Origin of the sequence: Bacteroides sp. AM37-9 (assembly GCF_003603455.1) — a bacterium.
GTDB lineage: Bacteria > Bacteroidota > Bacteroidia > Bacteroidales > Bacteroidaceae > Bacteroides > Bacteroides xylanisolvens.
In genome coordinates this window covers 1-25223 of record NZ_QTNF01000010.1, presented here as the reverse complement: position 1 = coordinate 25223, position 25223 = coordinate 1, and the positions used below count along the sequence as shown (strand labels likewise).

At 37.4% G+C, this 25223-nt stretch carries 16 protein-coding genes and 1 tRNA gene; 8 read left to right on the top strand and 9 right to left on the bottom strand.

All coding sequences use genetic code 11. The annotated features are described in order from the left end of the window. Positions 1–345 precede the first annotated feature (345 nt). From DW862_RS08785 to DW862_RS08770, 4 genes are all read right to left on the bottom strand, one after another. Entirely contained in the window at positions 346–2349 is a 2004-nt protein-coding gene (locus tag DW862_RS08785; protein WP_004315614.1) for a DUF4954 family protein, read from the bottom strand. A 119-nt stretch (positions 2350–2468) separates the two neighbouring features. Next, complete coding sequence (gene hflX / locus DW862_RS08780) at positions 2469–3728, bottom strand: GTPase HflX (protein ID WP_004315613.1); 1260 nt, start codon at positions 3726–3728, stop codon at positions 2469–2471. Positions 3729–3828: 100 nt separating this feature from the next. After that, entirely contained in the window at positions 3829–5301 is a 1473-nt protein-coding gene (locus DW862_RS08775) for a SusD/RagB family nutrient-binding outer membrane lipoprotein (protein ID WP_008025100.1), read from the bottom strand. 21 nt (positions 5302–5322) lie between these two features. Beyond that, complete coding sequence (locus DW862_RS08770) at positions 5323–8436, bottom strand: SusC/RagA family TonB-linked outer membrane protein (protein WP_243636463.1); 3114 nt, start codon at positions 8434–8436, stop codon at positions 5323–5325. A gap of 450 nt (positions 8437–8886) precedes the next feature. Here DW862_RS08770 and DW862_RS08765 point away from each other — a divergent pair, with 450 nt between their 5' ends. The 3 genes from DW862_RS08765 to DW862_RS08755 all read left to right on the top strand — a co-directional run bounded on the left by DW862_RS08765 (position 8887) and on the right by DW862_RS08755 (position 15196). Next, a complete protein-coding gene (locus DW862_RS08765) occupies positions 8887–10077 on the top strand; it encodes a site-specific integrase (RefSeq protein ID WP_004315066.1) in 1191 nt (396 codons plus the stop codon). An 812-nt stretch (positions 10078–10889) separates the two neighbouring features. Further along, complete coding sequence (locus tag DW862_RS08760; RefSeq protein WP_234153005.1) at positions 10890–13763, top strand: TonB-dependent receptor; 2874 nt, start codon at positions 10890–10892, stop codon at positions 13761–13763. A gap of 20 nt (positions 13764–13783) precedes the next feature. Beyond that, the gene (locus DW862_RS08755) at positions 13784–15196 is read left to right on the top strand and encodes a RagB/SusD family nutrient uptake outer membrane protein (protein WP_120067854.1); all 1413 of its coding nucleotides are present in this window, start codon (positions 13784–13786) and stop codon (positions 15194–15196) included. 626 nt (positions 15197–15822) lie between these two features. Here the strand turns inward: DW862_RS08755 and DW862_RS08745 are convergent. The 5 genes from DW862_RS08745 to DW862_RS08725 all read right to left on the bottom strand — a co-directional run bounded on the left by DW862_RS08745 (position 15823) and on the right by DW862_RS08725 (position 19579). Continuing rightward, positions 15823–16473, bottom strand: a complete 651-nt coding sequence (locus DW862_RS08745; protein ID WP_004323496.1) for a MarC family protein — start codon at positions 16471–16473, stop codon at positions 15823–15825. A gap of 61 nt (positions 16474–16534) precedes the next feature. Then, entirely contained in the window at positions 16535–17227 is a 693-nt protein-coding gene (locus tag DW862_RS08740) for a YjjG family noncanonical pyrimidine nucleotidase (protein WP_120067851.1), read from the bottom strand. A gap of 96 nt (positions 17228–17323) precedes the next feature. After that, entirely contained in the window at positions 17324–18181 is an 858-nt protein-coding gene (locus DW862_RS08735) for a hypothetical protein (RefSeq protein WP_004299178.1), read from the bottom strand. Between the two features lie 33 nt (positions 18182–18214). Beyond that, positions 18215–18889, bottom strand: a complete 675-nt coding sequence (gene rsmI, locus DW862_RS08730; RefSeq protein WP_004299177.1) for a 16S rRNA (cytidine(1402)-2'-O)-methyltransferase — start codon at positions 18887–18889, stop codon at positions 18215–18217. Between the two features lie 12 nt (positions 18890–18901). Then, entirely contained in the window at positions 18902–19579 is a 678-nt protein-coding gene (locus DW862_RS08725) for a hypothetical protein (protein ID WP_120067848.1), read from the bottom strand. Between the two features lie 140 nt (positions 19580–19719). On the opposite strand from DW862_RS08725, the gene DW862_RS08720 reads away from it, so the two are divergent. The 5 genes from DW862_RS08720 to DW862_RS08695 form a co-directional block, all read left to right on the top strand. Beyond that, positions 19720–20319, top strand: coding sequence for a thymidine kinase (locus DW862_RS08720; RefSeq protein WP_004299175.1), 600 nt, complete (start codon positions 19720–19722; stop codon positions 20317–20319). A gap of 21 nt (positions 20320–20340) precedes the next feature. Continuing rightward, positions 20341–21474 carry an AI-2E family transporter gene (locus DW862_RS08715; protein WP_004315221.1) on the top strand — a complete coding sequence of 378 codons (1134 nt, stop codon included), beginning with the start codon at positions 20341–20343 and terminating at the stop codon, positions 21472–21474. A gap of 94 nt (positions 21475–21568) precedes the next feature. Further along, positions 21569–21641: transfer RNA gene (locus DW862_RS08710), tRNA-Lys, on the top strand. A 464-nt stretch (positions 21642–22105) separates the two neighbouring features. Further along, a complete protein-coding gene (locus tag DW862_RS08700; protein WP_165861902.1) occupies positions 22106–24934 on the top strand; it encodes a class I SAM-dependent DNA methyltransferase in 2829 nt (942 codons plus the stop codon). Positions 24935–24937: 3 nt separating this feature from the next. Continuing rightward, the coding region (locus DW862_RS08695; protein WP_133304317.1) for a hypothetical protein at positions 24938–25223 on the top strand (286 nt) is incomplete at its 3' end.

The following is a 25223-nucleotide window of genomic DNA, read 5'->3' as shown; positions in this document are numbered from 1 at the left end:
AAACATTGTAGGATAAAAATAGGTAGGTCAATAAATGATTATTTTGCGGAGTGCCCTGAAAGGGCTTAATTATATAGCGTAGGGCAACGCCCTACGAAAAAACGACAATCTGAATTTGCGCCCTGAAAGGGCATAATTGTATACAGTTCCGCCCTTTCAGGGCTTGTGGCTGGTGTGTCTTTTTCGTAGGGCGTTGCCCTACGCTATATAATTAAGCCCTTTCAGGGCACCCCAATAAATATATAATTGTAAGGCTTTCAGCCTAACTGCAAAATTCCCATTTAACCGATAAATTCTCATTTAACCGATAATTTCCCATTTATTTATCTACTTATTTTTGACTCGCTACACTATTTCCGTTTTATCAATCATTTTGATTCGCTCGATGAGCTCATTTCCAAGAGCCGTTTTATCTTCAATATGTTTCAACACCGCAGTCACAAATGTATTGCTTTCGAAATCACCGCGTACTTGCTCAAAGTCCTGCTTCATTTCGTCATGAGAGCCATCAGCACCGAATCCGGTCATGGAAGATAACGAGAATTCTTTCTTAGCATCCTCATATACCATCTTGTCCAATCCGACAACAGCTTGCTGCCAGGCTTTCACGATACCGATGATGTCTTGCGCTGTTATCGTTTCCGGATCTAGGCCATAAAATTCCTGGATCTTATGATAAGCCCATGTCCATTCATAAGTATAATAATTCTCGTGCATTTCCGCGAAGCTTGCATTGATGGACTTTAAACGATTGACTGCTCCTTTCTCAATACCATCCAGTAATCGGTCGATCTCACTCTTGGGAGCAATCAACCCGGAAACATCTACCCATTCGCCGATACCAATTTCCGTATCGGGTTTCAGGCGTTGGCGGATTTCTTCATTGCTCTGGAAGTTAATGCCTTCCAGTCGTTTTATAATGGAGTTCCCTAAGAACTTGTGGATAGCAATTTCATAAAAACGGATTCCATTGTTCAAAGAAGAATTCTTGATTTTAGCACTCTGGTAAGAGTAGATTTCTGAAGTTTCACCGGACACACGTTTCAATTCTTTCAAAATGGAACGCCCTTTGAACATCTTCTGAATGGTATAAGGACTCAACAGGTTATAGTTGATATAATCCAGCCTGTTCGGGTCTTTACGATTATCACGTTTCGGCCATTTTTGTGCGTCACGGATAGTACCTACACTTCTTAAGTTGACTCCCGGAACCAGATAAGTCGTATTCCGCTGCTCTATCAGGTAGGAAAAAGGAAGATTAGAAGTATCGGCATGATTGACATGACGTCCCATGACCAATGAGAAAGCTCCGACACGTGCCGGCCACAAGATATAGGAATCAGAAGTGGTCTTCGCTCCTCTTTCCATTGTTCCTTGATGGATAGGTCCCAACTTATACATGTGGTTGCTCTGATTGGATCCCGAACCTGCATTCATAAACGAGAACATTCCGGCAATCAGCAAAGTAGATTTATGATGTGTCACGGTGAAAGGACCTGCGAAAATAGCACATGCTTCACCGTTCTCTCCTTGGCAATTACTAAAAAACAAAGAATCGGAAGCGGAATAATTATGTCCCAATTTACAGGACTGCCCGACGAAACAACGGGTCAGCATTGTGCCGTCATCCACTTTTGAACCGGAAGAGATTATGAAGTCGTCACAAATTACCCCGTGACCGATATGTACAGGCGCTGTCACATTACTATTGACGCTTCCATTGGATAAACGGCAAGTTCCACAGATATGGCAGTAATCACCAATCCGGACATTCTTGATTGAACCTGTATTGAGAATCATGACATGATTGCCAATACTACCGACAGCAGAAGCATGTTTATTGGAATAATAATCCGCAATGGATTTCATACGGTTAATCAGTTCGGGACGATGGCGGTACAACGCAAGTATATATGCCTGATGCGCAGACAGTTTGTCGTTCATCAACACTTCACGACCTCCTGTTTCATTCAAGACAGCCACTTCTACCCCATTACCGAAAGTGCTTAATCCATCCACTAAAATAATATCTACATTCTCAATGAAAGTATCACTACCGATCTCATAGTTAGCAATGTAGTTCTGGATATTCTCAATACAACAGTTATCGCCCACTGATACATTATGCAACGTCACATGACGCAATCCCGAATGTTTCTTGATTCCCCCCGGCAATGTAAATTCTGATTCGAATACCCCCAGTTTCACTTCACCCGAGAAACGGGTATGATGAACGTACTCACAATTAAAGCCCTCTGCCACTGATACATTTCCCCAATCATCGGCCAGACACGACTGGCTCTTCAACTGAAGTACCTCATCTTCAGTCAATCTACGATAGTCTTTCATATACTAAATGATTTATGAGTTATGATTTATGAATTATGATTTATGAACTGTGATGTTGTCCGTCATAATCGCACAGCCAACTCATAATTCAGAAATCAGAAATCATAAATCCCTCCCGTTTATTCTTCCTCTTCTTCGTAGGTCTGATAAAGAAAATCGTTATAGGGATATTTCTGAACGTGTAATTCTTTCACTCGCTGATAAACTACATTTTTCAGTTCGTCTATATTGATTCGTTCGCGGGCGGAAATAAAGAGGCAGTTATCCTCCATTTTTGCCATCCACGTCTTCATCAGTTCTTCGAGTGTTAAGTTTTCCTTTGTTCGGGGGGTAAGGTCGTCCGGCGCTTTCTCCACGTAGGTGTAAGCGTCTATTTTATTAAATACAAGTATCATAGGTTTGCCACTGCCGCCAATCTCTGCCAGTGTCTTGTTCACCACCTCAATCTGTTCCTCAAATCCGGGGTGGGAAATATCGACTACGTGTACAAGCAAATCTGCTTCACGCACTTCATCCAGGGTAGATTTAAAAGATTCTACCAGGTCGGTAGGCAACTTGCGAATAAATCCTACCGTATCCGACAACAAGAACGGTAGATTATCAATAATCACTTTACGCACAGTGGTGTCTAAAGTCGCAAATAGTTTGTTTTCTGCAAACACTTCGCTCTTGGAGAGAAGATTCATCATGGTTGATTTTCCCACGTTGGTATAACCAACCAGTGCAACACGTATCATGCGTCCGCGATTCTTTCGTTGGGTAGCTTTCTGCTTGTCAATCTCCGCCAGACGTTCTTTCAATAATGACATACGGTTCAGGATGATACGGCGGTCCATCTCGAGCTGTGTTTCACCCGGACCACGAAGTCCCACGGAACCTTTACCGCCACCGGCACCGGAACCTCCTCCCTGGCGTTCCAAGTGAGTCCAAAGTCGCTGCAAACGCGGCAACATATATTTATATTGTGCCAGCTCTACCTGCGTCTTCGCATTGGCTGTCTGTGCACGCATGGCAAATATATCAAGGATCAGTGAAGTACGGTCCAGTATCTTCACTTTCAGTTCGGCTTCAATATTACGAATCTGTTTCGCAGAAAGCTCATCATCAAAGATGACCATTCCTACTTCACGTTCTTCTTCCTCTTCGTTACGAATATATTGTCTGATTTCTTCCAACTTTCCTTTTCCGACATAAGTCACTGAATGAGCTGTCGGCAACTTCTGCGTAAATCGTTTCACTACTTCCGCCCCAGCCGTCTCGGCAAGGAAAGCCAGTTCATCCAGATACTCGTTCGTCTTACGCTCATCCTGCGTTTGTGTGATGAGTCCGACAAGCACTGCTGTCTCTACTTTGGCTTCGGATATTACAAATTCTTTCATTCTTTACTTCTATATATAATAATGTGGGCGCAAATATAACAAAAAAAAAGAGGACAATGTTTTATTGTCCTCTTTTTCGTATCATTTATCACCTTAGAATCTATAAATCAAACCACATCTTTTCCCAAATTTTAGGAGATTCTTTGGGTGCATTAGGATTAGCAGTCATTTCCTCAGGACTATATTCCCATCTACGAATAAGTTCCCGAGAAGTAGCTTCTGTCGGCACAGTAAGTACAGGTACCTCGTTACCATTGGATCCTGATCTTCTCCACTGTACAAATTCTTCCAACGGTCTGTCCATCAAATCAATCCATTGCTGAATATGAATCTCATATAAAGCTCTATCAGGTTCCAATGTGTTTAAATCATCCAAAGCATCAATAAATTCAGTTGTCTTTACCGGATCTGCTTCATAATAATCACAAGCTGTTTGAATAGCTTTCTTATATAATTCATTAGCCTTCACCAAATTAGAAGTTACTCCCAACCCACGTACATACGCTTCCGCTTCAAAAAATAACTGTTCCTGATAAGAATAAATTAATTCAGGTGCCTCTTTTCTAAAAAGATACTTACTTATAACGGAAGATAATAAATCCGCATTTTCATCATCAGTTTCTTCTGCTGCCTGCCGAGTATCCAAGCCTCGATACACCCCGTCAGCTCCCGGTTCAAAATATCTGGAAATACGAGAATCATTACGTTCCTGCATAGGCTTCAATACATTATTATTTGCAAAAAACATAATATTGATGCCATTTGTATACTTCTCCAATATTTTATATTTAGGATTTTCATTACCGGCAGTCTGTAAATATGGGAACTGCAGATTATCATCAGCCGAACTAATCATACCACCGTCACTTATCAACTTTCCAATCTGTTCTGCTTTCGTCGGATCTTTATCCACCATTGTCATTAAAGTTCTGAATTTTAAAGATTTGGCCAACCGAATCCACTTTTGCATATCACCTTTATAAAAAATATCGTAATCAGTAATGGCCAAAGGATCATCCAAGTTGATCTCATTCAACGCTTCATCCAACAAGCTTACTACACCATTCAAAACTACTTCCTGAGAATCAAATTTTGGATACTTAACTCCTTCTACCCAAGCCTCTGTAAATGGAATATCTCCCCATATCATTGTTGTCTCATAAATATGTTGAGCTAGAATAATTTTACATTGAGCAATTCCATTATGATTGACAGGAGTAGCTTCTTGAGCATTTTTGATAGCTAACTGCAAATTATTACCTCCAACAGAATAGTAATGCTTCCATGTATTACCAAGGCTATATGGATCTATGACATAATAACCTTCCGCCCAGCCCCCATAATCATCGCCGCCGTCTGCCTGACACTGGATACTTTGAGAAAGAGGAATGTAAGCATCTCCTCCGGTACGACTACCAGCCCAATTCACTACTGCATAATTGAATAAATATCCGGGATCCACCTTTTCCGCAGAATTTGGATTATGATTAACATCCAACCAATCACTACATGAGCTCAAAATAGCACATGTAAATATGATTGCTATAGTATATATTGATCTTTTATTTTTCATATTATTTCTCTTTGATAATTATTATAATGTCAATCTAATATTAAATCCGAAACTTCTTGTTGTCGGGATACTATTGAACTCAACTCCCCCACCGATCTGTGCAGGTCCAAAAAAGTTAGCTTCCGGATCAATGTGAGGCACATGATCTTTTATAATCCAAAGATTACGAGCCTCAAAGCCTAAATCAAGAGATTTGACAAAGAAACTTCTAAACCATTTTCTAGGAAAACTATAAGAAAAGTTCAACTCACGTAATTTAACATATGAAGCATCGAAAATATTACCCTCATTATTACTTGATTTTGCCACATGCCCCCAATAATCTTGCATACTTTTAACCGGCACATCATTAGCTCTGTAAGTTCCATCAGATTGTAAGATGACTCCCGGTTCAATAAACGACGCATCTTCTCGATGGGCAGCAGTTTCAGCAGCAAGTCCGGTAGTACGTAAAGTACCCACTGTTTCAGAGTAAAGAGAACCACCTTGACGAATATCTATCAGGAAACTCAATGTGAAACCTTTGTAAGAGAACGTATTATTAATACCCATTGTAAAGTCCGGGTAAACATCTCCCAAACGCACATTGTTTACAATTTCACGGAGTCCTGTCTTTTCGTTAATAACATAATTGCCCGAATCATCACGTTTCCAACCTGTACCATACAGACCAAACGAACCACCAACTTCCGCTTTTATCTGCAATCCACTCAACCCACTAGTCAACGAGTACTCATCCAACCCTTCTGCCAGCTCATCAACTTTCTGGGTGTTTTTTGCAAAAGTAGCCTCCAAGTCCCATTTAAAATCCTTAGTCTGTACAGGGGTAACTCCTAATGCTACTTCAATCCCTTTATTAGATACTTTTCCCGCATTAATATTATTGGCAAAATACCCCGTGGACAAAGGAACATCAATGCTTACGATTTGATTTTTAGTTACACTTTTATAATAAGTCAAGTCTAAACGAATACGATTTTGGAAAAAGCGTAAATCAGTACCTACCTCAAACGATGCCTGATTTTGTGGTTTAAGATTCTCATTCGGCAATACACGAGGACCTGTAAATCCTACTAATCCATTATGGGGAAAAACATTCGTTAAATTATACTGCAAAAAATAAGAATTAACCGGAGTATATTGAAACGCCAACTGGTATGGTTGTTCATCACTACCGACATTAGCATAACTCATACGCAATTTTCCATAACTCAAAACATCCTTATTCTTCATCAATTCTGTAAAAATAAAACTACCACTAATTGACGGATAAAAATAAGAACGGTTATTTACAGGTAATGTAGATGACCAGTCATTTCTTCCTGTCACATCCAAAAATACCATGTTCTTATAACTGAAGCTTATATCTCCATAAAGACCAACCAGCCGTTTCTTAGAGGTATAATTTACCGGACTCGTTGTCTTAGCATTAGTATATGCATACAATTCATCTACAACCAGATTTTGCGCCAACACATTATTATTTCTCCAGTCTTCCTGATATATATTGTGTCCCAACATTACTTTTACTCCATAATCTTCCGCAAATGTTTTCTCATACGATATCATCAAATCATTATTCAAAATACGCTTATAGAGATCCCATGTCTGGAACTGTCCTTCAAGATTACCAATTGTCCCTTTCGAATATACTTTACGTCTGGTTTCTGTATAAAAGTCAGTTCCTGCATTATTCGAGATTGTCAGTCCTTCTATCGGTTTATAAGTCAAAACAATATTGCCGATAAGACGATCCAACTGATTAGTAAATTTATTCTTGTTGATTATCCAATACGGATTGTTACTCTTTCCTTCCGGATCCAGTGATATTTGCTTACCGTATTCGTCAATCCAATTGTTTTTCACATCGTTGATATTTACCGTACGCGGCATTCCGTTTATCAAAGGAATGAGCAAGTTATTATCATTAGATCCCTGAGCAGGCCGTCCTTCCGAATCAGAGCGGATGTACTGTGCTGAAACTCGCCCTGTGAAGTTCTTGGTGAAATTCATACCACCATTAACGGCAAAAGCATATTTATTATAGTCGGATCCGGGCACCACCCCTGTCTGATTAGTAGTAGAGACACTGATTCTAAAATCAGAACGTTCTGTACCACCAGCAATTGCGACATTATTTATATAACTCATACCTGTCTCATAGAAATCTTTTACATTGTCAGGATATGCTTGCAAAGTAACCTGTTCTCCTTTAAAATCTGCAAATGTCTGATCTTGCACAGAAGATATCTTAGGCCCCCAACCATTCAACATTTTTACATTATATTTGCCATAACTTCCTTGTGCGTAATCATTTTGAAAATCTGGCAGTTTCAAAACATTCTCAAAACGTGTGGAAGAATTAACTGTAACAGATACCTGCGAATTGCGACTACCTTTTTTGGTAGTTATTACGATAGCACCATCTTTCGCACGCGCACCATACAATGCAGTTGCCGCAGCCCCTTTTAAAACATTAATAGACTCGATATCATCCGAGCTAATATCTCCTGCACGGTTTCCAACATCAACAATGCCATTAGTTCTGTCCGGATTGAACGCCCCATTGTCAATAGGCAAACCATCAACAATAAAAAGTGGAGACGACACGCTACCAATAGAAGAAGCACCACGAATCTGAATACTAGAACTTCCCCCTGCAGTACCTGACGACTGTCCAATCTGTACACCTGCGATCTTACCTGATAAGGAGTTTAAAACATTACTTTCACGTGCCTTGGTTATTTCATCACCTTTAACACTTGTCACTGAATATCCCAAAGACTTTTCAGAACGTTTAATCCCCATCGCAGTCACCACAACCTCATCAAGTTTCTGAGAATCAGATTTTAGCACAACTTTCAGATTCGGTTTTATAACCACTTCCTGCGTCTGCATACCAATATACGAAATCTGCAAAGTCTTTGCAGAACTTGGTACATTCGACAAATTAAAATTACCATCTACATCTGTGATTGTACCTTGAGTGGTACCTTTTACCAACACAGAAGCGCCAACAACTGGCTGCCCGTCTTCTTCAGAAATCACAACGCCTGTGACTTTTTGAGTTTGGGCAGTTACCAGACCTATGCCCACAAAAAGGCATGCCAATAACAGCATTAATTTTCTTTTCATAAATTCTCTCTTAAAGTTTAACTTTACATTATTTGTATCTTTACTCTAACAATTTGCAAATATATTAATAAAACTGAAACTAACAATTATATTAATAAAAAAAGGTTGCAAATATAACATTTTGTTATTTTGTGTGCTGTATTTATGTCGATAAGCATATTTTTTCTTATTAAAAGCGTTGATTGCCAAAATAGCTAGTAACACTTTGTATGAGCAAAATGCATCTTTTAATATTTCTTTTACTCGTTTTTAGTCATAAAACACCTTTAAAAGCTGTTCTTTTTGCTTTTTTCGTGGAAAAGCGAATAAAAAAGTGGCATTTAATTTAAAGTTTTGTGAATACTATATTATTTGAAGATTTATTTTTTTAGAGATATTAATGCTTATTCGTCTCTGATATAGCACAGAATTACGTCTAATTTGTTCTATTATTAATTTAAAAATGAAAGTATGGAAAAGATCAGTTACAACCTTGTGTTTAACAGAAAGAAGAGATTGAATAAAAAAGGAATGGCGTTAGTACAGGTAGAGGCCTATCTGAACAGAAAAAAAATGTATTTCTCCACCAAAATATATCTCAAACCCGATCAGTGGGATGCCAAACGAAAGATGGTGAAGAATCATCCTAATGCCAATGTTTTGAATCGTATGTTGTATGAGAATATAGCAGCTATTGAGCATACTGAACTTGGATTATGGCAACAAGGAAAACCAATATCGCTAGATTTATTAAAGAATTCGATTGATAAGCCTCTAAGTAACGGGAGCTCATTCTTAACTTTCTTCAAAGAAGAAGTCGCTAATTCTCTTTTGAAAGAGAGTACCAGACAAAATCATCTTTCCACTCTTGAATTACTTCAGGAATTTAAGAAAGAGATATTATTCACCGATTTGACATTTGAATTTGTGTCCTCATTTGATAATCACCTGCAGTCTAAAGGCTATCACCTTAATACCATTGCCAAGCACATGAAGCATCTAAAACGATATATTAACGTTGCTATAAATAAGGAATATATGGATATACAAAAGTATGCTTTTAGAAAGTATAAAATTAAAAGTATAGAGGGAAGTCATACGCACTTGGCTCCGGAAGAGTTATATCGCTTTGAAAATTTACAGCTAACAGGAAGATATACGAGGCTACAAAAAACAAAAGATGCTTTTTTATTTTGTTGCTACGCAGGGTTACGATATTCTGATTTCACCAGTCTGACCTCCGCAAATATTGTTGAATTCCATCAGGAAACCTGGATTATATACAAGTCTGTTAAAACTGGTATTGAGGTACGTCTTCCTTTATATTTGTTATTTGAAGGCAAAGGAATTGAGATATTGCAACGCTATAAAGATGATCTTGACAGCTTCTTTAAGTTGAAAGACAATTCTAATATCAACAAAGAATTGAATTTATTAGCAGGCTTGGCGAAAATAGATAAACGTGTGTCATTTCACACCGCCCGGCATACAAATGCCACCTTATTATTATATAGTGGTGCAAATATTACTACGGTACAAAAGCTATTAGGACACAAAAGTGTGAAGACTACACAGGTATATGCAAATATAATGGATATAACAGTGGTACGTGATCTTGAGAAAACGGCCTCATCAAAAAATAATAATAGGTACAAAAGCTAGATGAAAGTGTTCTGTTTTTAAGATTTAGTTTTAGAAATGGAGGGGCTAATTTTCTCTAATAGAAAGAAAAGTGTATAATTAAATGAAAGAATATGCAATTTCAGTTTCAAAAACGCATATACATAACCTAAATACACATCGTTATTACGAATATTATCACTCGTCCCATTTAAAGGAATAAAGTGTTCCTTTAAAAGGAACGAGTCATTGGTCGTAGAGAAGCCCTTGCTTTCTTTAAAAGGAAAGGATTAAAAGCTAATTTATAACCCTGATAGCCTCTAATAGCTATTAGAATCCGGCATTTGGGGTTCTTTCATTTTAGCGTCAGATAAATGATAAATACTTCTTTTTACATAATTAGATGTAATTACACAATCTCTTTGATACAGAAAAAGCATATAACCATCCAATATGAATATTCATCAATCATATTCTCTGCGATTTTGGAGAATATTTGAATCCACCCCTGCATATTTTAAAATATACAGTAATAAAATATGCATTTTTTCATCTGGAGTTTTTCTTTTTCTTAGATTATCGTTTGCTAATGAATATATTATTATAGTCAATAATTATTGGATATAATTTAGAACAATAAAACCATCTTCAACAGTTAAGATGGAAATAAGTTTTAGCTTATATCATATAAGACAAGAACTTAAATAATTAATTAATAGATGGTTATGTCCTATTTTTGATAGAAATCTGGTATCATAAATCAGCAAATTAATATGTTTGGTAGGTATTTAACATATTGATAATCTGCATAATAACTACAACAAAAGATTTATTGCCGAAGGAAAGTAAACATCGTGTATATTATTAGTAATCAAGATATTATAGTTGTATTTAGTTCTGCAAAGACTTTGCAGATTTCGTACATTGGTATGCAGACGCAGGAAGTGGCGATAAAGCCCAATTTGCGAGTGGTTCTCAAATCTGATGCACAGCTAATAGATGAGGTTGTGGTAACCGGATATGGGGTAACTAAAAAAGCGGCATTTACGGGATCTGCCCAAACGGTGGATAACAAGGACTTGATGAAAAAAACAGATGCAAACTTTATGAAGTCTTTGGAAGGATCAGTAGCTGGTTTACAGGTAAATAGCTTGACTGGACAACCTGGTGCATACGCTTCTACTACTATTCGTGGAGTTGGTTCAATGAACTCTGGAACCGAACCTTTATACGTAATTGATGGTATTGCCATTTACACAGACAAAATGGGGGCTTATAACAAAGCCGGGACAGGGGATATGGCGGCAAGTCCGATGGCTAATATCAATCCTAACGACATTGAGTCCATCACAGTTTTGAAAGATGCTACAGCTACAGCTATTTATGGAGCTCGTGCAGCGAATGGAGTAATTGTAGTTACTACTAAAAAAGGTAGTCTGGGAAAAGCGCGTTTTAATGTGAATGCAAAAGTCGGAACTAGTTTTGTAGGTAAGATAGATCATAATTATCGTACGACAAATCTGGATAAATACAAAGAGATCTGGACCGAAGGACTAACAAATGCAGGATATGACGGTGAGGATGGCATGACTTCTGCTGAATGGCTGAATGCCTATGTTATGGATTGGTATAATGTGGACTTGACGCAAAATATCAAGAGTGTGGATTGGCTGAAGGAGATTCTGCAAAATGGTTTTTCACAAGAATATGATATCAGTGCTCAAGGTGGGAATGAAAATTTGCGCTATTATATTAGTGGAGGATATTTTCAGAATACAGGTATCGTCATCGGAACTGGAATGAAACGCTATAGCGGACGTATTAGTTTAGATGGAAAAAGCGGGCGGATAGGATATGGACTTTCTGTGAATGGAGCACTCTCCGATATAAACAATACTATGACTGAAAGCCAATATACTAATCCTATTGTAGCAGTATATGACATCCGTCCGTTTGAACAGGTGCGCAATGAAGATGGAACATATAATACAAATGTTAATTATAATCCTGTAGCCATTAACGATAAAGAAAAAGGTGATAAACGCAATCAAAAGCAGATTACATTGGTTGTGAATCCATATTTTACTTATAATATTATTGATGGCTTAACATGGAAGACAAATGCAGGATTGAGCTTAATTGACTTGGACGAGTTCTTTTACAGTTCAATTTATAATCCTCAATATTCCGGTAGCGGTATGCTTGGTCAAAGAAATCAGGAAAGGGCAACAACCTTGACCATTACCAATACCGTAAACTTCAACCGCACTTTCAAAGACATGCATCATTTGAATGTATTGTTGGGACAAGAAGCACAGAAAATATCTTATAGAACAATTTATGCAGCTGCCAGTGGATATCCTAGTGATGCTGTTTTTGAATTGGACAATGCTTCCAAGCCAACAGGGGCGGGATCTTCAACCAAAGCAAGCACTCTTTCTTCATTCTTTATGAATGCAGAATATAACTTGAATGATAAATATTATCTGTCAGGCAGTTTCCGTTATGACGGCTCGTCAAGATTTGGTGTAAACAACAAATGGGCTCCTTTTTGGTCTATAGGAGCAAAATACCGAATCTCTAACGAAAGCTTTATGGAAAATACCAAAAATTGGTTGACAGATTTGACTATCAGAGGTAGTTATGGAACTGTAGGTAATCAGGATATTGGTTATTATGCAGCAATGGGATTGTATAATTATGGATATTCTTATAATGGCAAACCTGGAGCTATTCCTTACCAAATAGCCAATCCGGATCTTAAATGGGAGACTGTTGCGAAAGCCGATATCGGTATCCATGCTGTTTTCTTCGAAAGACTGACACTGGAAGTGGACTATTATAACCAACGGACAAAAGATATGATATTTGATGTACCACTTTCTTACACAACTGGATTCGGATCTATCCTGAAAAATGTAGGTGAGATGGAAAACAAAGGTATAGAATTCTTAATTAACGCTAACGTACTTAGAAATAAAGATTTCAGTTGGGATGTTCGCTTCACTGGTACGGCAAATAAAAATAAAATCATAAAACTTGCCACAGAAAAACCAATTGAGAATACTCTAACTATCAGAAAAGTTGGTGAAGCGTATAATACGTTCTATATGCCGGAATATGCAGGAGTGGATCCTGAAACAGGAGAAGCAATGTGGTATAAAGGACAAGAAGGGGATGAGAAAACAAAAAATGTAAATGAGGCCGGTCAGCGAATTGTAGGTTCTGCCGATCCTAAATTTTATGGTGGCTTTGGAATGAATTTCAAATACAAAGGTTTTGACTTCTCTTTTGATACCAGTTTCACCTTGGGAAATAAAGTATATAACTCCGGATTTGCATTTGATATGCAGGTTGGACATTATTTCTTAGGCCCGGTATCTAACTACGTTTATGACAACCGCTGGCAAAAGCCGGGAGATATAACCGACGTACCCAAATTTGTAGCTGGAGACAACTCGGGAGCAGAAACTAATTCCAGCCGTTTCTTAATGAATGGTTCTTATTTAAGAATGAAATCCATGGTTTTAGGATATACTCTTCCGAAGAACCTTATGAATAAGGTGGCTATTGACAATTTAAGAGTTTATATCTCTGCTGACAATTTGTTCACTATCACTGCTAAAGATTTTATAGGATTTGATCCACAAACCAGATCTACCGGTATGCAGTCTTGGGCATATCCTGTACCTAGAAATATCATGTTCGGTCTTAATCTTAGCTTCTAAAAAAATAACTTTAGAAATTTATGACAATGAAGAAAATATTATTTGCTTTATTAACCGGTTGGATGGCAATTTCATTCACCGCATGCGATGACTTCTTGACAGAAACGCCATCAACTTCTGTTCCGACAGAAGAAGCCTTGGTTACTACCCAAGATTTTCAGAATGCTCTAAATGGTGTATATTACACATTAGGTTCATATCGTTTTCTGGGACGTGATGTATTAGCAATTGGAGATGCGCCAACGGATATCACTTCACATTCCGTTGCAACGTCTCATTTCTATGACATCTTCCGCTATCAGATACTGGATACTAATTCATACATAGAAGAAATATGGGCATACGGATATTGGGCTATCGACCGTTGTGCACGTATCATTAAAGAAGGTGCTTCATTTAAAGAAGTAACAAAGGGGGATCTGGCAGAAGTGGAAGGATGCATCGCTCAAGCCTATGCTATTAAAGCCCTCTGCTCTTTCTATTTGACTAACATGTTTGGTTTGCCATATTCGGAAGCCAACAAAACGACATTAGGTATCGTAAACGTTACTGAACCCGTCCCTGCCTATTCACAGGTGTCAAGAGTCAGTGTAGAACAAAATTATAGCCTGATTCTTGATGATATAACGAAAGCTAAAGAATATTATGCTAAAGAAGGTGTTGAAAATGTAGGTAAACAGTATATGAATACGGCTGCAGTTGCTGCACTTGAAGCTCGCGTAAAACTCTATATGAAAAATTACGAAGGGGCTATTACGGCGGCTCAAGAGGCAATAACCCTAAGTGGTGGTACAATTGTATCAACCAAAGAAGACTATAAGAATATGTACACGACATTGGCTGTTTCGACAGAAGACATTTTCTTTATAGCAAAAGCCGAAGATGATTATTTATCTGCTAATGCTCTGAATACTTTATGGAATAAATACGGTTTGTCTATTAACAGCGCAACAATAGCAGAATATTCATCTAATGATATTCGTCTGGCACTTCTTGGCGGTACGTGGACTGGTGGAAAAATGCGTGGTATCACAACCAATAATCAGATTTCTAACTTGCCGGTTTTCAGACTGCCTGAAATGTATTTAATACAGGCAGAAGCATATGCAAAACAATCAACTCCTGATTATGGTAAAGCTAAAGAAAAACTGTTGGAAGTAGCGGCAAAAAGAAACCCGGATTTGGATGATAGTGAAATTGCAGAGGATCAGACGATTATTGATGTGATTGACAAAGAAAGAAAATTAGAACTGGTTCAAGAAGGACATCGCTTCTTTGATGCAAGAAGATTAGGCAAAATTATTAGTGTGGCAGATGGAGCGTATACTAATTTCAACATTGCCAAATTTGTGTACCCAATACCTTCTTTTGAAGTTAATTCAGGTTTTGGAGTTATACAAACAGAGGGATGGAGTGATAATCTACCTCGATAAAACATTTTTTAATATTGCCTCCATATAAGGATAAGTTTTAAATAAGTAGATGAGACCTGCAATTTTAGAATTAATCGAAATTGCAGGTCTTATTATTTATAAATATATACATAAATAGTTTTACGTAAGAAACATTTACTTCAACATCGTATCGAATAATGGGGAGAAGGAGCACGTCTATTAGACTACAGACGTTATATTGATCCGGAAGACTGGGAAATGACGATGATGATTCCAATGACAGAGTTCGACGGTAATGAAAGCTTAAATATTGCCACTGATCAGAATCCATAAACAATTCACTTCTTTTTAATGAAATAAAAAAGAGTAGATACAATATATCCAATTCCAAGATATAAAAAAGATACTGATTTATAAAGGTAAAAATGAGACTAAACTCTTTGGCAAGCCTTGGAGTTTTAGTCTCATTTCTATTAAGGGGGTTATAAAAAAACTCGGGAATCTATTTTTTACAAAAGTAATTTAAAATAAAATATTCCTGATAGTTGTCATCCATTTACGGCTTTATTTATATATATCTTATTAACTTCTATAAGGGTAGTTCATTTTTTACAGCAAAGATAAATTTCATTTTAAGGACTCTTCAACCCTTCTATCTTTTATCATCAAGGAAGCATCCCCTCTCTCACAATATCCACCAAAATCGGTTTCAATCCGCTGACGAAACATTCCACCGCAATTACCATCAGAATCAATCCCATGAGGCGCATCATTACATTGTTTCCCGTCTCGCCCAATACGTTTACCAATTTCGTAGAAGCACGAAGAATAAAGAAAGTCAGCAGATAAATCAGGGCAATAGTGCCGATCAAAATTCCCTTCATTTCATAAGAATGTGCATCCTGCATCAAGACAATAGCATTGGCAATCGCTCCGGGGCCGCATAACATAGGAATGCCGAGAGGAGTAATGGAGATATCATCCGCATACGTTTTGATTTCTTCATCTTTCAGTTTCATCGGTGTATAACGGGCTTGAAGCATATCAAAGCCGATCTTGAAGATAATCACCCCACCGGCAATACGGAAGCCATTGGTAGAAATACCAAAAAACTTAAAAAGAAACTGCCCGGCAAAGACAAATACCATTATTGTAATAAACGACACAATGGTGGCGCGACGTACGATAGACTGACGTTCCTTATCCGTCATACCATGAGTCATGGTAAGGAAGACAGGCATCGTTCCCAATGGGTTGGTCAATGTAAAGAATGAAGTGAAACAAAGTAAGGCAAAAGGCAGAAGCGTACTATCCATGATTATATCGTATTTTATGCAAAATTAAAACGCAACAAAAATACGACTTAATCCAGAAAACCTATAATAAATCCATTAATTCTTTCAAGGAATGTATGTGATAAGTGGGAAGGAAAGGGAAAGTAGTCCGTTCCGTCACATTGTAAAAAGCCTGATGCATCCCTACTCCGTGCGCTCCGGTTATATCCGCTTCCCAACTGTCACCAATCATCAAGGATTCGCGCAATTCGGATTGAGTGGCAGACAAGGCAAAATTGAATATCGCCGGCCAAGGCTTCAACACTCCGAGATCTTCCGAAAGAATCACTTTTTTGAAATACTCGTCCACTCCTGCCGAACGCATCTTGCATGATTGCAATTCACGGAATCCATTGGAAAGGATATAGAGGTTATATTTAGGAGCAAGATATTCCAATACCTCCTTTGCATGAGGCATTAAAGTACTTTTAGTGGGAATAATCGCAAAAAAATCTTTCGAGAACTGTTCGGCAAGCGCTTCATCTTCCACTCCCACAGCCTGCAAAGGATAAAAGAAACGTTGACGGTTCAATTCATCTTTCGTTATTTTTCCTTCGCCGTACTCAATCCAAAGTTCGGTATTTCTTTGCTGATAAAGGGTATAATAATGATTGAACGAATCAAAATAACGGTCGAACGAATATTTCTGATATACTTCTTCAAAAGTATCACGGGCATTTTGAGAGAAAGCCCAAATGGTATCATCAAGATCAAAAAAGAGATTTTTATATTTCATCAGTAGTTATGCGTATATAGGAAATAAAAAAGCCAATGTGCTAATTTCTTGAATCCAGGAATCAGCACATTGGCAAATCAAAAAGGGATGTCTACCTTATTTTACCTGGATAACCAAGTATCTGGATACACTCCAGAATTCAGTAGGATTAGTAATCTTCAATGTCAACTGGCCTTTGTCATCTTTAACCAATTCATAAGAACCGGACGGATGAGTAGTCAGTAACTCAGCACGTTTAGAGTACAACTTGATTTCTTTGGTTGTACGGATATCGATTTGAGTGAAATAATCCTTATTGAAATCAGCACTCTTCAATACATCTCCGCTCTGAAGAATCTTTTGAGCTTTCAATTCAGATTTAGTACCGAATACGAACCAGGCAGCATTCAGGCTCTTTTCCTGTTCAGCAACGGTTTTAGCTTTCGCTTCGTTTTCTGCAGCCAACGTTTCTTTAGCAGCAGACAAGTCGCTGACAGCAGCATCCAATTCCTGGATACGGATGTTCTTGGAAGCCAGTTCAGTTTGAAGTTCTTCGATACGTTGTTGTTTAGCGTTCAATTCAGCAGTCAAAGCGGCAACAGCTTTTTTCATCTGTGCAGAATTGTAATTACTGTTCTTCAACTGTGCCTGCAACTTTGCAATCTGCGCTTTGTTTTCTTCCATTTGTTTGGAGATGAATTCGATGTCAGAAGCAATCTGTTGCTTGGCGCTGGCAGAGTTTTCAGTGATGGTTCCACGTTGCAAGTCAACACGGCTTTCGGCAGCATTGATCTTACGGAAACCTTCCTGAACTTCATTGAAAGTACCCATCATATCATCCAGTTCAGCATTGCGCTGGTTCAGTTCCATCAAAAGAGAATCATTTTCAGCTTTCAGGTCTTTACTTCCACCTTTAAAGCTATCACACGAAGCTAACATGGCTACGCATACAAATAAAACAGCTAACTTTTTCATACGTTTACGTTTTACGTTTTTTAATGAAATTATTTAATCATCTATTCCTGCTAATACTATCACAATCTCGCCCCGGGGTTCGGTAGCGGTAAAGTGTTCTATCAATTCAGCCAAACTGCCCCGAACTGTTTCTTCGTGGAGCTTGGATATTTCACGCGACACGGTTGCCTGACGTTCAGCACCGAAATATTCGGCAAACTGTGTTAACGTCTTCAACAGACGGTGGGGTGATTCATAAAACACCATCGTGCGGTGTTCTTCCGCCAATGTCTTCAGTCGTGTCTGCCGTCCTTTCTTCTGGGGGAGAAACCCCTCGAAGCAGAACTTCTCGTTCGGCAATCCCGATGCAACGAGTGCCGGAACAAAAGCGGTTGCTCCCGGCAAGCACTGCACTTCAATACCGTTACGCACACATTCACGAACAACCAGAAATCCGGGATCGGAAATTCCAGGCGTTCCGGCATCCGAAATTAGTGCCACCGTTTCACCTGCCTTTATTCTATTAACAACACTTTCCACCGTTTTATGTTCATTAAATTTGTGGTGGGATTGCATTGCATTCTTTATTTCAAAGTGTTTCAACAAGATACCGGAAGTACGTGTATCCTCCGCCAAAATCAGATCGACCTCTTTCAGAACTTTGATAGCCCGAAAAGTCATGTCCTCCAGATTCCCTACCGGCGTAGGCACTACATATAGCTTTCCCATCTTGTTTTTGATTTATGCTGATTGATTAAAAAATTTCTTTAGTAGTTCCAAAAAGTCGTTCACCGCCTCTTTTTCTTCATTTATTTCGACTTTCGAGGACAGAAATGCGACCGCAGTCTTGTAGGACCCCATTACTGATATCTGTTCAATAACACGATTCATCAATTCTGTGTCGCCTCCAAATAGTTCACGAGAAAAACGGAAAGAATCATTCAAGCTGATAGCATGTCGCAAGCCGGCAGATAGTTTGAGACTTTCTCCCAACACTACCGATTTAGGTTCTTCCTCTTTCACAACAGTTTCAACAACAGGCTCCTCAACAATTGCTGGTTCCTCTTTTTTCCCTTCTTCTGTTACCACTACGACTGGTTTCTCTTCCGCAACAATAATCTCTCCTTCCTCATCTTCTTTCACAACAACAGATTCAAGAGATTGTATAATGCTGGGTGAATCTACTTCAGATTCGGCAACTTCATTAGTCTCTTCCACTGTTTCTTCTACAGTTAACGGAGAAGTCACCTGAACCGCATCCACTTCCTGCTGCAGTTCATCCAAACGTCCCTGCATCCGTGTAATACTCCGCTTCAACAGTTCAGACAAAGTCGGAGTCGGCTCCTTGGTAAATGAATCCATGAGATACTTCAACTCATGAACATCCAACTCAATATCTGTTAATAGCTTCTGTTTCATGTCAGTCCATTGTTTATACGGTGCGAATGTAGGAATAATTTATGCAATAACTTAAAATAATGGATAATTTAACAGTTCTTGCACATTGAATTGCTTACCTTTGTCCACACATTTACTTAATCAAGAAAACACAAAATCTCATGGTATTATTTTCAGAAGACCACATACAGGAGACTAGAAGAAGAGGCCGGATCGAAGTAATCTGCGGTTCCATGTTCTCCGGAAAAACAGAGGAATTGATTCGTAGAATGAAGAGAGCGAAGTTCGCGAAACAACGTGTCGAGATATTCAAACCGGCTATCGACACCCGTTATTCAGAAGAAGATGTAGTCTCTCACGACAGCCATTCTATCGCCTCCACTCCCATCGATTCGTCAGCCAGTATCCTACTCTTTACTTCCGAGATAGATGTAGTAGGCATTGACGAAGCACAGTTCTTCGACAGTGGTTTGATTGATGTATGCAACCAGCTCGCCAATAATGGAATCCGTGTTATCATTGCAGGGTTGGATATGGACTTCAAAGGAAATCCATTCGGACCAATGCCGCAATTATGCGCCATTGCCGATGAAGTCTCCAAAGTTCATGCAATCTGTGTGAAATGTGGCCAGCTGGCTTCTTTCTCACATCGTACTGTCAAGAATGAGAAACAGGTTCTTTTAGGCGAAACAGCCGAATACGAGCCTCTGTGCAGGGAATGTTATCTCCGTGCACGAGGGGAAGATGAGCAGAAAGTATAAACTCTATAAAAGAAAAAGATTATGGAAAGGAAAAAGATAACATTCGACAGTTTTATACGCGGTTCTATCGGATGTGTGTTAGTTGTAGGAATATTAATGCTTGTAGAACGCCTTAGCGGAGTGTTATTACCTTTCTTTATTGCGTGGCTGATAGCTTATATGGTCTATCCGTTAGTCAAATTCTTCCAGTATAAGCTACGATTGAAAAGCCGCATTATTTCCATCTTCTGTTCCTTATTCCTTATTACGGTTATCGGAGTCACTTTATTCTACCTATTAGTGCCGCCGATGATTTCGGAAATAGGCAGAATGAACGACTTGCTGGTGACTTACCTCACCAATGGAGCCGGAAACAATGTGCCTAAGAGTCTTTCTGAATTTATCCACGAAAATATCGATCTTCAAGCACTGAACCGTGTATTAAGTGAAGAGAATATCCTGGCGGCAATCAAGGATACCGTCCCCAGAGTGTGGACTTTGCTTGCAGAATCTCTCAACATTCTATTCAGCATCCTTGCCTCCTTCATTATATTATTATATGTAATCTTTATATTATTAGATTACGAAGCGATAGCTGAAGGATGGTTGCATCTGCTACCCAATAAATACCGTACGTTTGCCTCCAATCTGGTTCACGACGTACAGGATGGTATGAACAGATATTTCCGTGGACAGGCTTTGGTTGCTTTCTGCGTAGGTATTCTTTTCAGCATTGGCTTCCTGATTATCGATTTCCCCATGGCTATCGCTTTGGGACTTTTCATCGGAGCATTGAATATGGTTCCCTACTTGCAAATCATCGGTTTCCTGCCCACCATTCTATTGGCAATCCTCAAAGCTGCCGACACCGGACAGAACTTCTGGATTATCATTGCATGTGCATTAGCTGTCTTTGCAATCGTACAAATCATACAGGATACCTTCCTTGTCCCCAAAATCATGGGAAAGATTACCGGACTGAATCCTGCCATCATCCTTTTATCTCTTTCTATCTGGGGTTCATTAATGGGAATGCTCGGTATGATCATCGCCTTACCACTAACAACTTTAATGCTCTCCTACTACCAACGCTTTATTATCAACAAAGAAAAGATAAAATATGATGAAGCCGAAACTACTGATAATCAAGAAACAAGCCATAACGAGGAAAAATAATTGAAACTTTTTTCTACGGAATGCTTGCAAATTAAATAAAAGTAACTACCTTTGCACCCGCAATCAGGAAATAACTGATTCGCAAATAAGGATTGATTCGCTAGCTCAGCAGGTAGAGCACAACACTTTTAATGTTGGGGTCCTGGGTTCGAGCCCCAGGCGGATCACTTTTTAAAACAGCAAAAATGCATAAAGCTCTGACAATCATACATTATCAGGGCTTTTTCTTTTATATCAAACCTGCATTTTACCACGAATTGGAGCACCTAATACAGATGATTCCTATCGATGATGAAAGACAAAAACTAAAACCAAAGCGGAAAAAGAAAAAACGTAGACTGTAATCATTTCTACATAAATAATAGCATTTTAATTCAAATAATCTCATACTCCACTTTGTGTTATTCTTGTAACACGCTAATAATCAGCAATATTATTTATTATTTCATTCATTCATTGGATAGAAAGCCAAAAACCACTATCTTTGTTTCCATAGAAAGTCAATATTATAACATTAGATATGAATTCAAAGGACAGTTCAATATTTCAAGTTTTGAATCTATCTGAATACCAACAAAATCTGTATTCAGTGAAGTCCTCATATACAGACGAGCAGTTAGAATTTTACAAGATGCAAGCTAAAATTGTAAGTGCGAACTATTTCTATTGCTTCAATAGTATTATTGAAAATCAGCCTATTCCATATATATATGTATACGACCAACGATCATCTTACAAAGAACAAGAAATTGATCTAGTTAAAATAAACAAACAGCTATGGACTCTAGGAGAAATAGCACTTGCTCTCATTGTTTATGATGATGGATTCAAAATAATAGACACAAGAAATCCAATAAAGAGTGTATCTGAGCCTTCTTTTTTAGATGGCATATCACAAGCGATAAAAAGAATCGATTCAACTTTAAAGAATAGAATATTTGAAGGACAGATTTTAGAAGAATCACCTGCTAATTATATTAGTGTATCACCGTATCAAAAACTATTAGACCACATTGAAAAGAGAATACTAAAAAAGAGTAAAAAAACAAATTGTAAACCAGAACTATTAAAGAAACTTTTAGTCAAATTTATACTAATCAAGTATCTTGAAGAACAAACAGATAATAACGGAAATAGTGTATTTGAAGACTGCTTTTTTGATAAATTTATCACCAAAGATAGAAACAACAATACTCTATTTAATAATTATACATTTTGTGATGTTCTAAGAGGTAATAATATAATAGGACTGCTATCATTCCTCAATTCTAAGTTTAACGGAGGGATATTTAAAATTAGCGAACAGGAAGAAAGAGAGTTACAAGCGGCAGACTTTAGCATTGTCGCCGATGCACTTGATGGGAATAAAGATATTGATGGGCAAATGTCCATATGGCGCTATTACGATTTCAACCTTCTTCCTATTGAATTTATTAGCCGTTTATATGAACGCTTTGTAACTTCTGTCACAGGAAAGCAAAAAAGCACTGGGGCTTATTACACACCACCACATCTTGCAAGACTTCTTATAGATGAATTATTACCTTTCAATAAATCAATCAATTTTGAAAATTTTAAGATTTTAGATCCATCATGTGGCTCAGGGATATTTCTTGTTTTAGCATACAAAAGACTGATAACTTTATGGATGTTAAAAAAGCACAAACAACTTATTGAGGGAGAGGAAGCTATTAATGATATAAAAAAAATCCTACTTAACTGCATCTATGGAGTAGACATAAATGAAGATGCATTATCTATTACAGCAACTTCGTTGCAAATAGAACTTTGTAGTCATATACGACCAAAAGAAATTTGGGACAAATTAACTTTCGACAATTTAGAGGAACATGGAAATCTTACAAATTTAGGTTTTTTTAAATGGTATAAATCCGTATCTTTCAAATTCGATGTTATAGCGGGAAATCCGCCATTCAACATTTCAAAGGAAGAACAGGAAAATAATATAAGAATAGAAAAAGATGATGATTTTTCAAAAGAAAAATACAAAGATTATAGAGGAAAACTGCAAGCTTTCCCTTATAATAATCCAGCATTAATATTTTTGTATAGATGCCTAACTGAGCTTTTAAAGAATGATGATAGCACTTTATTTATGGTTATGCCTTCGTCATCATTTTTATACATGCCTTCATCTGCTGAATATAGGAAAAGTCTTGTTTACTTTTGGAATATAGAACGAATATATGATTTTACTCCATTAATCAATCATTTATGGGGCAAAAAGAAGGTGGCGACTATAGCAGTCAAAATATCAAATAAATATTTTAACTCATCAAAACCAATAGAGCATATTATCGTTCGCAATTCATCAGCAAATGAGAAGGGAGCGATACGTTTTCAGATTGATAAATACGACAGATTTTATGTACCTATTGATTTTGTATATACCAAAGATTATATATGGAAAATTAATTTATTAGGAGGAGGATATTTAAGAATTTATTTTGAGAAATATCAAAACGGATTCATACATATTGAAGATTTCATAAAATCTAACAAATGGAAAAAATCTAATGGCTCAAGAGAAGATAATTCGTCTGATAAACAGATCGATATGTATGAAAAAAAAATCCTTGATTCCGATCTTTTCATTTCAGATAAGATTACTAGAAATATGATTTTTGTAGAAAAAGAGCATATTTTTAGAAGACCTATACCTGATGAAGTTTTAAATGCTCCTAATATACTAATTAGGCTAAACATTAATCATCAGATACCAATTTCTTACAATACTCAGTACAATGTACACTTTCGTCCAGGAGTCTTAGGCTTAAAGGGTGATAATAATTTGTTAATGCAAAAATTTGTATCCGCTTTTGTTGCGAATAGAAATTTATATATGTTATTAATAAAAGCAAGTTCCCCTAAAATTTTTATACAACAAAGTAATAGCTATACTATTGATGGTAACGATATATTAAGTCTTCCTATAAACATAGATAATGAAGGATATCCTATCCCATTTAAGCAAATGGATGGAATTGAAAAATCTGTTATAGAAGATACATTATTGTTATCTGACAATCTAAACAATTCATCATCAGTTATTTTCAATAAAATCAATCCCAATTTATTATCTAATTATTGTGATGCTTTTTGTGAAATACTTAACTTAACATATGAAGATGGAGAGTACAAATTTCGGGCTATACGACAGATAATTAATGACGATTATGTATGGACAACATTTGAACATACCAATAACAAGAAAGAAATAGAGACTATACTTACAAATTCAAACAAAATAGAATTTGATAAAATTTTCTACGATGAAATTTTCAATAATGCACTGACAATAAATAGAATTATAGTATACTATGGAAAAAATAATCAGATAAGTTTGATTAAGCCAAATAAGACTAAATATTGGATGCAAACCATAGCGTATCGAGATGCGGAAAATGCTAAAAGTGACATGTTTAAAAACGGATATTAAATTATGCAATTTGACTATATAGACCATTCTCATAAATATATAGATGATATTCTTTATATAATTAGACTAGGACTAAAACAGAGAAGTAGTGTACTTAATCGAAAAACACGAGAAGGCATAAACACCCAATCATTAGTTGATGCTTTTAATGTTATTGGCTTAACAAACACTGTGCGTAAAGTAAAAATTGGTGTACAAAAAGAGCATGAACGAGAAGATGGCAAAGGAAAAGAGGATATCCTCAAATCCGCAACTAAGCTCTTCAGCGTCCTTCTTGCGTCTAAACGTC

Excerpts from the sequence above, each read along its gene's own strand:
- DW862_RS08720 (WP_004299175.1), top strand. The coding sequence starts at position 19,720 with ATGGTATTATTTTCAGAAGACCACATACAGGAGACTAGAAGAAGAGGC.
- DW862_RS08770 (WP_243636463.1), bottom strand. The coding sequence starts at position 8,436 with ATGAAAAGAAAATTAATGCTGTTATTGGCATGCCTTTTTGTGGGCATA.
- DW862_RS08715 (WP_004315221.1), top strand. The coding sequence starts at position 20,341 with ATGGAAAGGAAAAAGATAACATTCGACAGTTTTATACGCGGTTCTATC.
- DW862_RS08775 (WP_008025100.1), bottom strand. The coding sequence starts at position 5,301 with ATGAAAAATAAAAGATCAATATATACTATAGCAATCATATTTACATGT.
- DW862_RS08725 (WP_120067848.1), bottom strand. The coding sequence starts at position 19,579 with ATGAAACAGAAGCTATTAACAGATATTGAGTTGGATGTTCATGAGTTG.
- DW862_RS08740 (WP_120067851.1), bottom strand. The coding sequence starts at position 17,227 with ATGAAATATAAAAATCTCTTTTTTGATCTTGATGATACCATTTGGGCT.
- DW862_RS08745 (WP_004323496.1), bottom strand. The coding sequence starts at position 16,473 with ATGGATAGTACGCTTCTGCCTTTTGCCTTACTTTGTTTCACTTCATTC.
- DW862_RS08785 (WP_004315614.1), bottom strand. The coding sequence starts at position 2,349 with ATGAAAGACTATCGTAGATTGACTGAAGATGAGGTACTTCAGTTGAAG.
- hflX (WP_004315613.1), bottom strand. The coding sequence starts at position 3,728 with ATGAAAGAATTTGTAATATCCGAAGCCAAAGTAGAGACAGCAGTGCTT.
- DW862_RS08700 (WP_165861902.1), top strand. The coding sequence starts at position 22,106 with ATGCAAGCTAAAATTGTAAGTGCGAACTATTTCTATTGCTTCAATAGT.
- DW862_RS08735 (WP_004299178.1), bottom strand. The coding sequence starts at position 18,181 with ATGAAAAAGTTAGCTGTTTTATTTGTATGCGTAGCCATGTTAGCTTCG.
- rsmI (WP_004299177.1), bottom strand. The coding sequence starts at position 18,889 with ATGGGAAAGCTATATGTAGTGCCTACGCCGGTAGGGAATCTGGAGGAC.
- DW862_RS08765 (WP_004315066.1), top strand. The coding sequence starts at position 8,887 with ATGGAAAAGATCAGTTACAACCTTGTGTTTAACAGAAAGAAGAGATTG.
- DW862_RS08755 (WP_120067854.1), top strand. The coding sequence starts at position 13,784 with ATGACAATGAAGAAAATATTATTTGCTTTATTAACCGGTTGGATGGCA.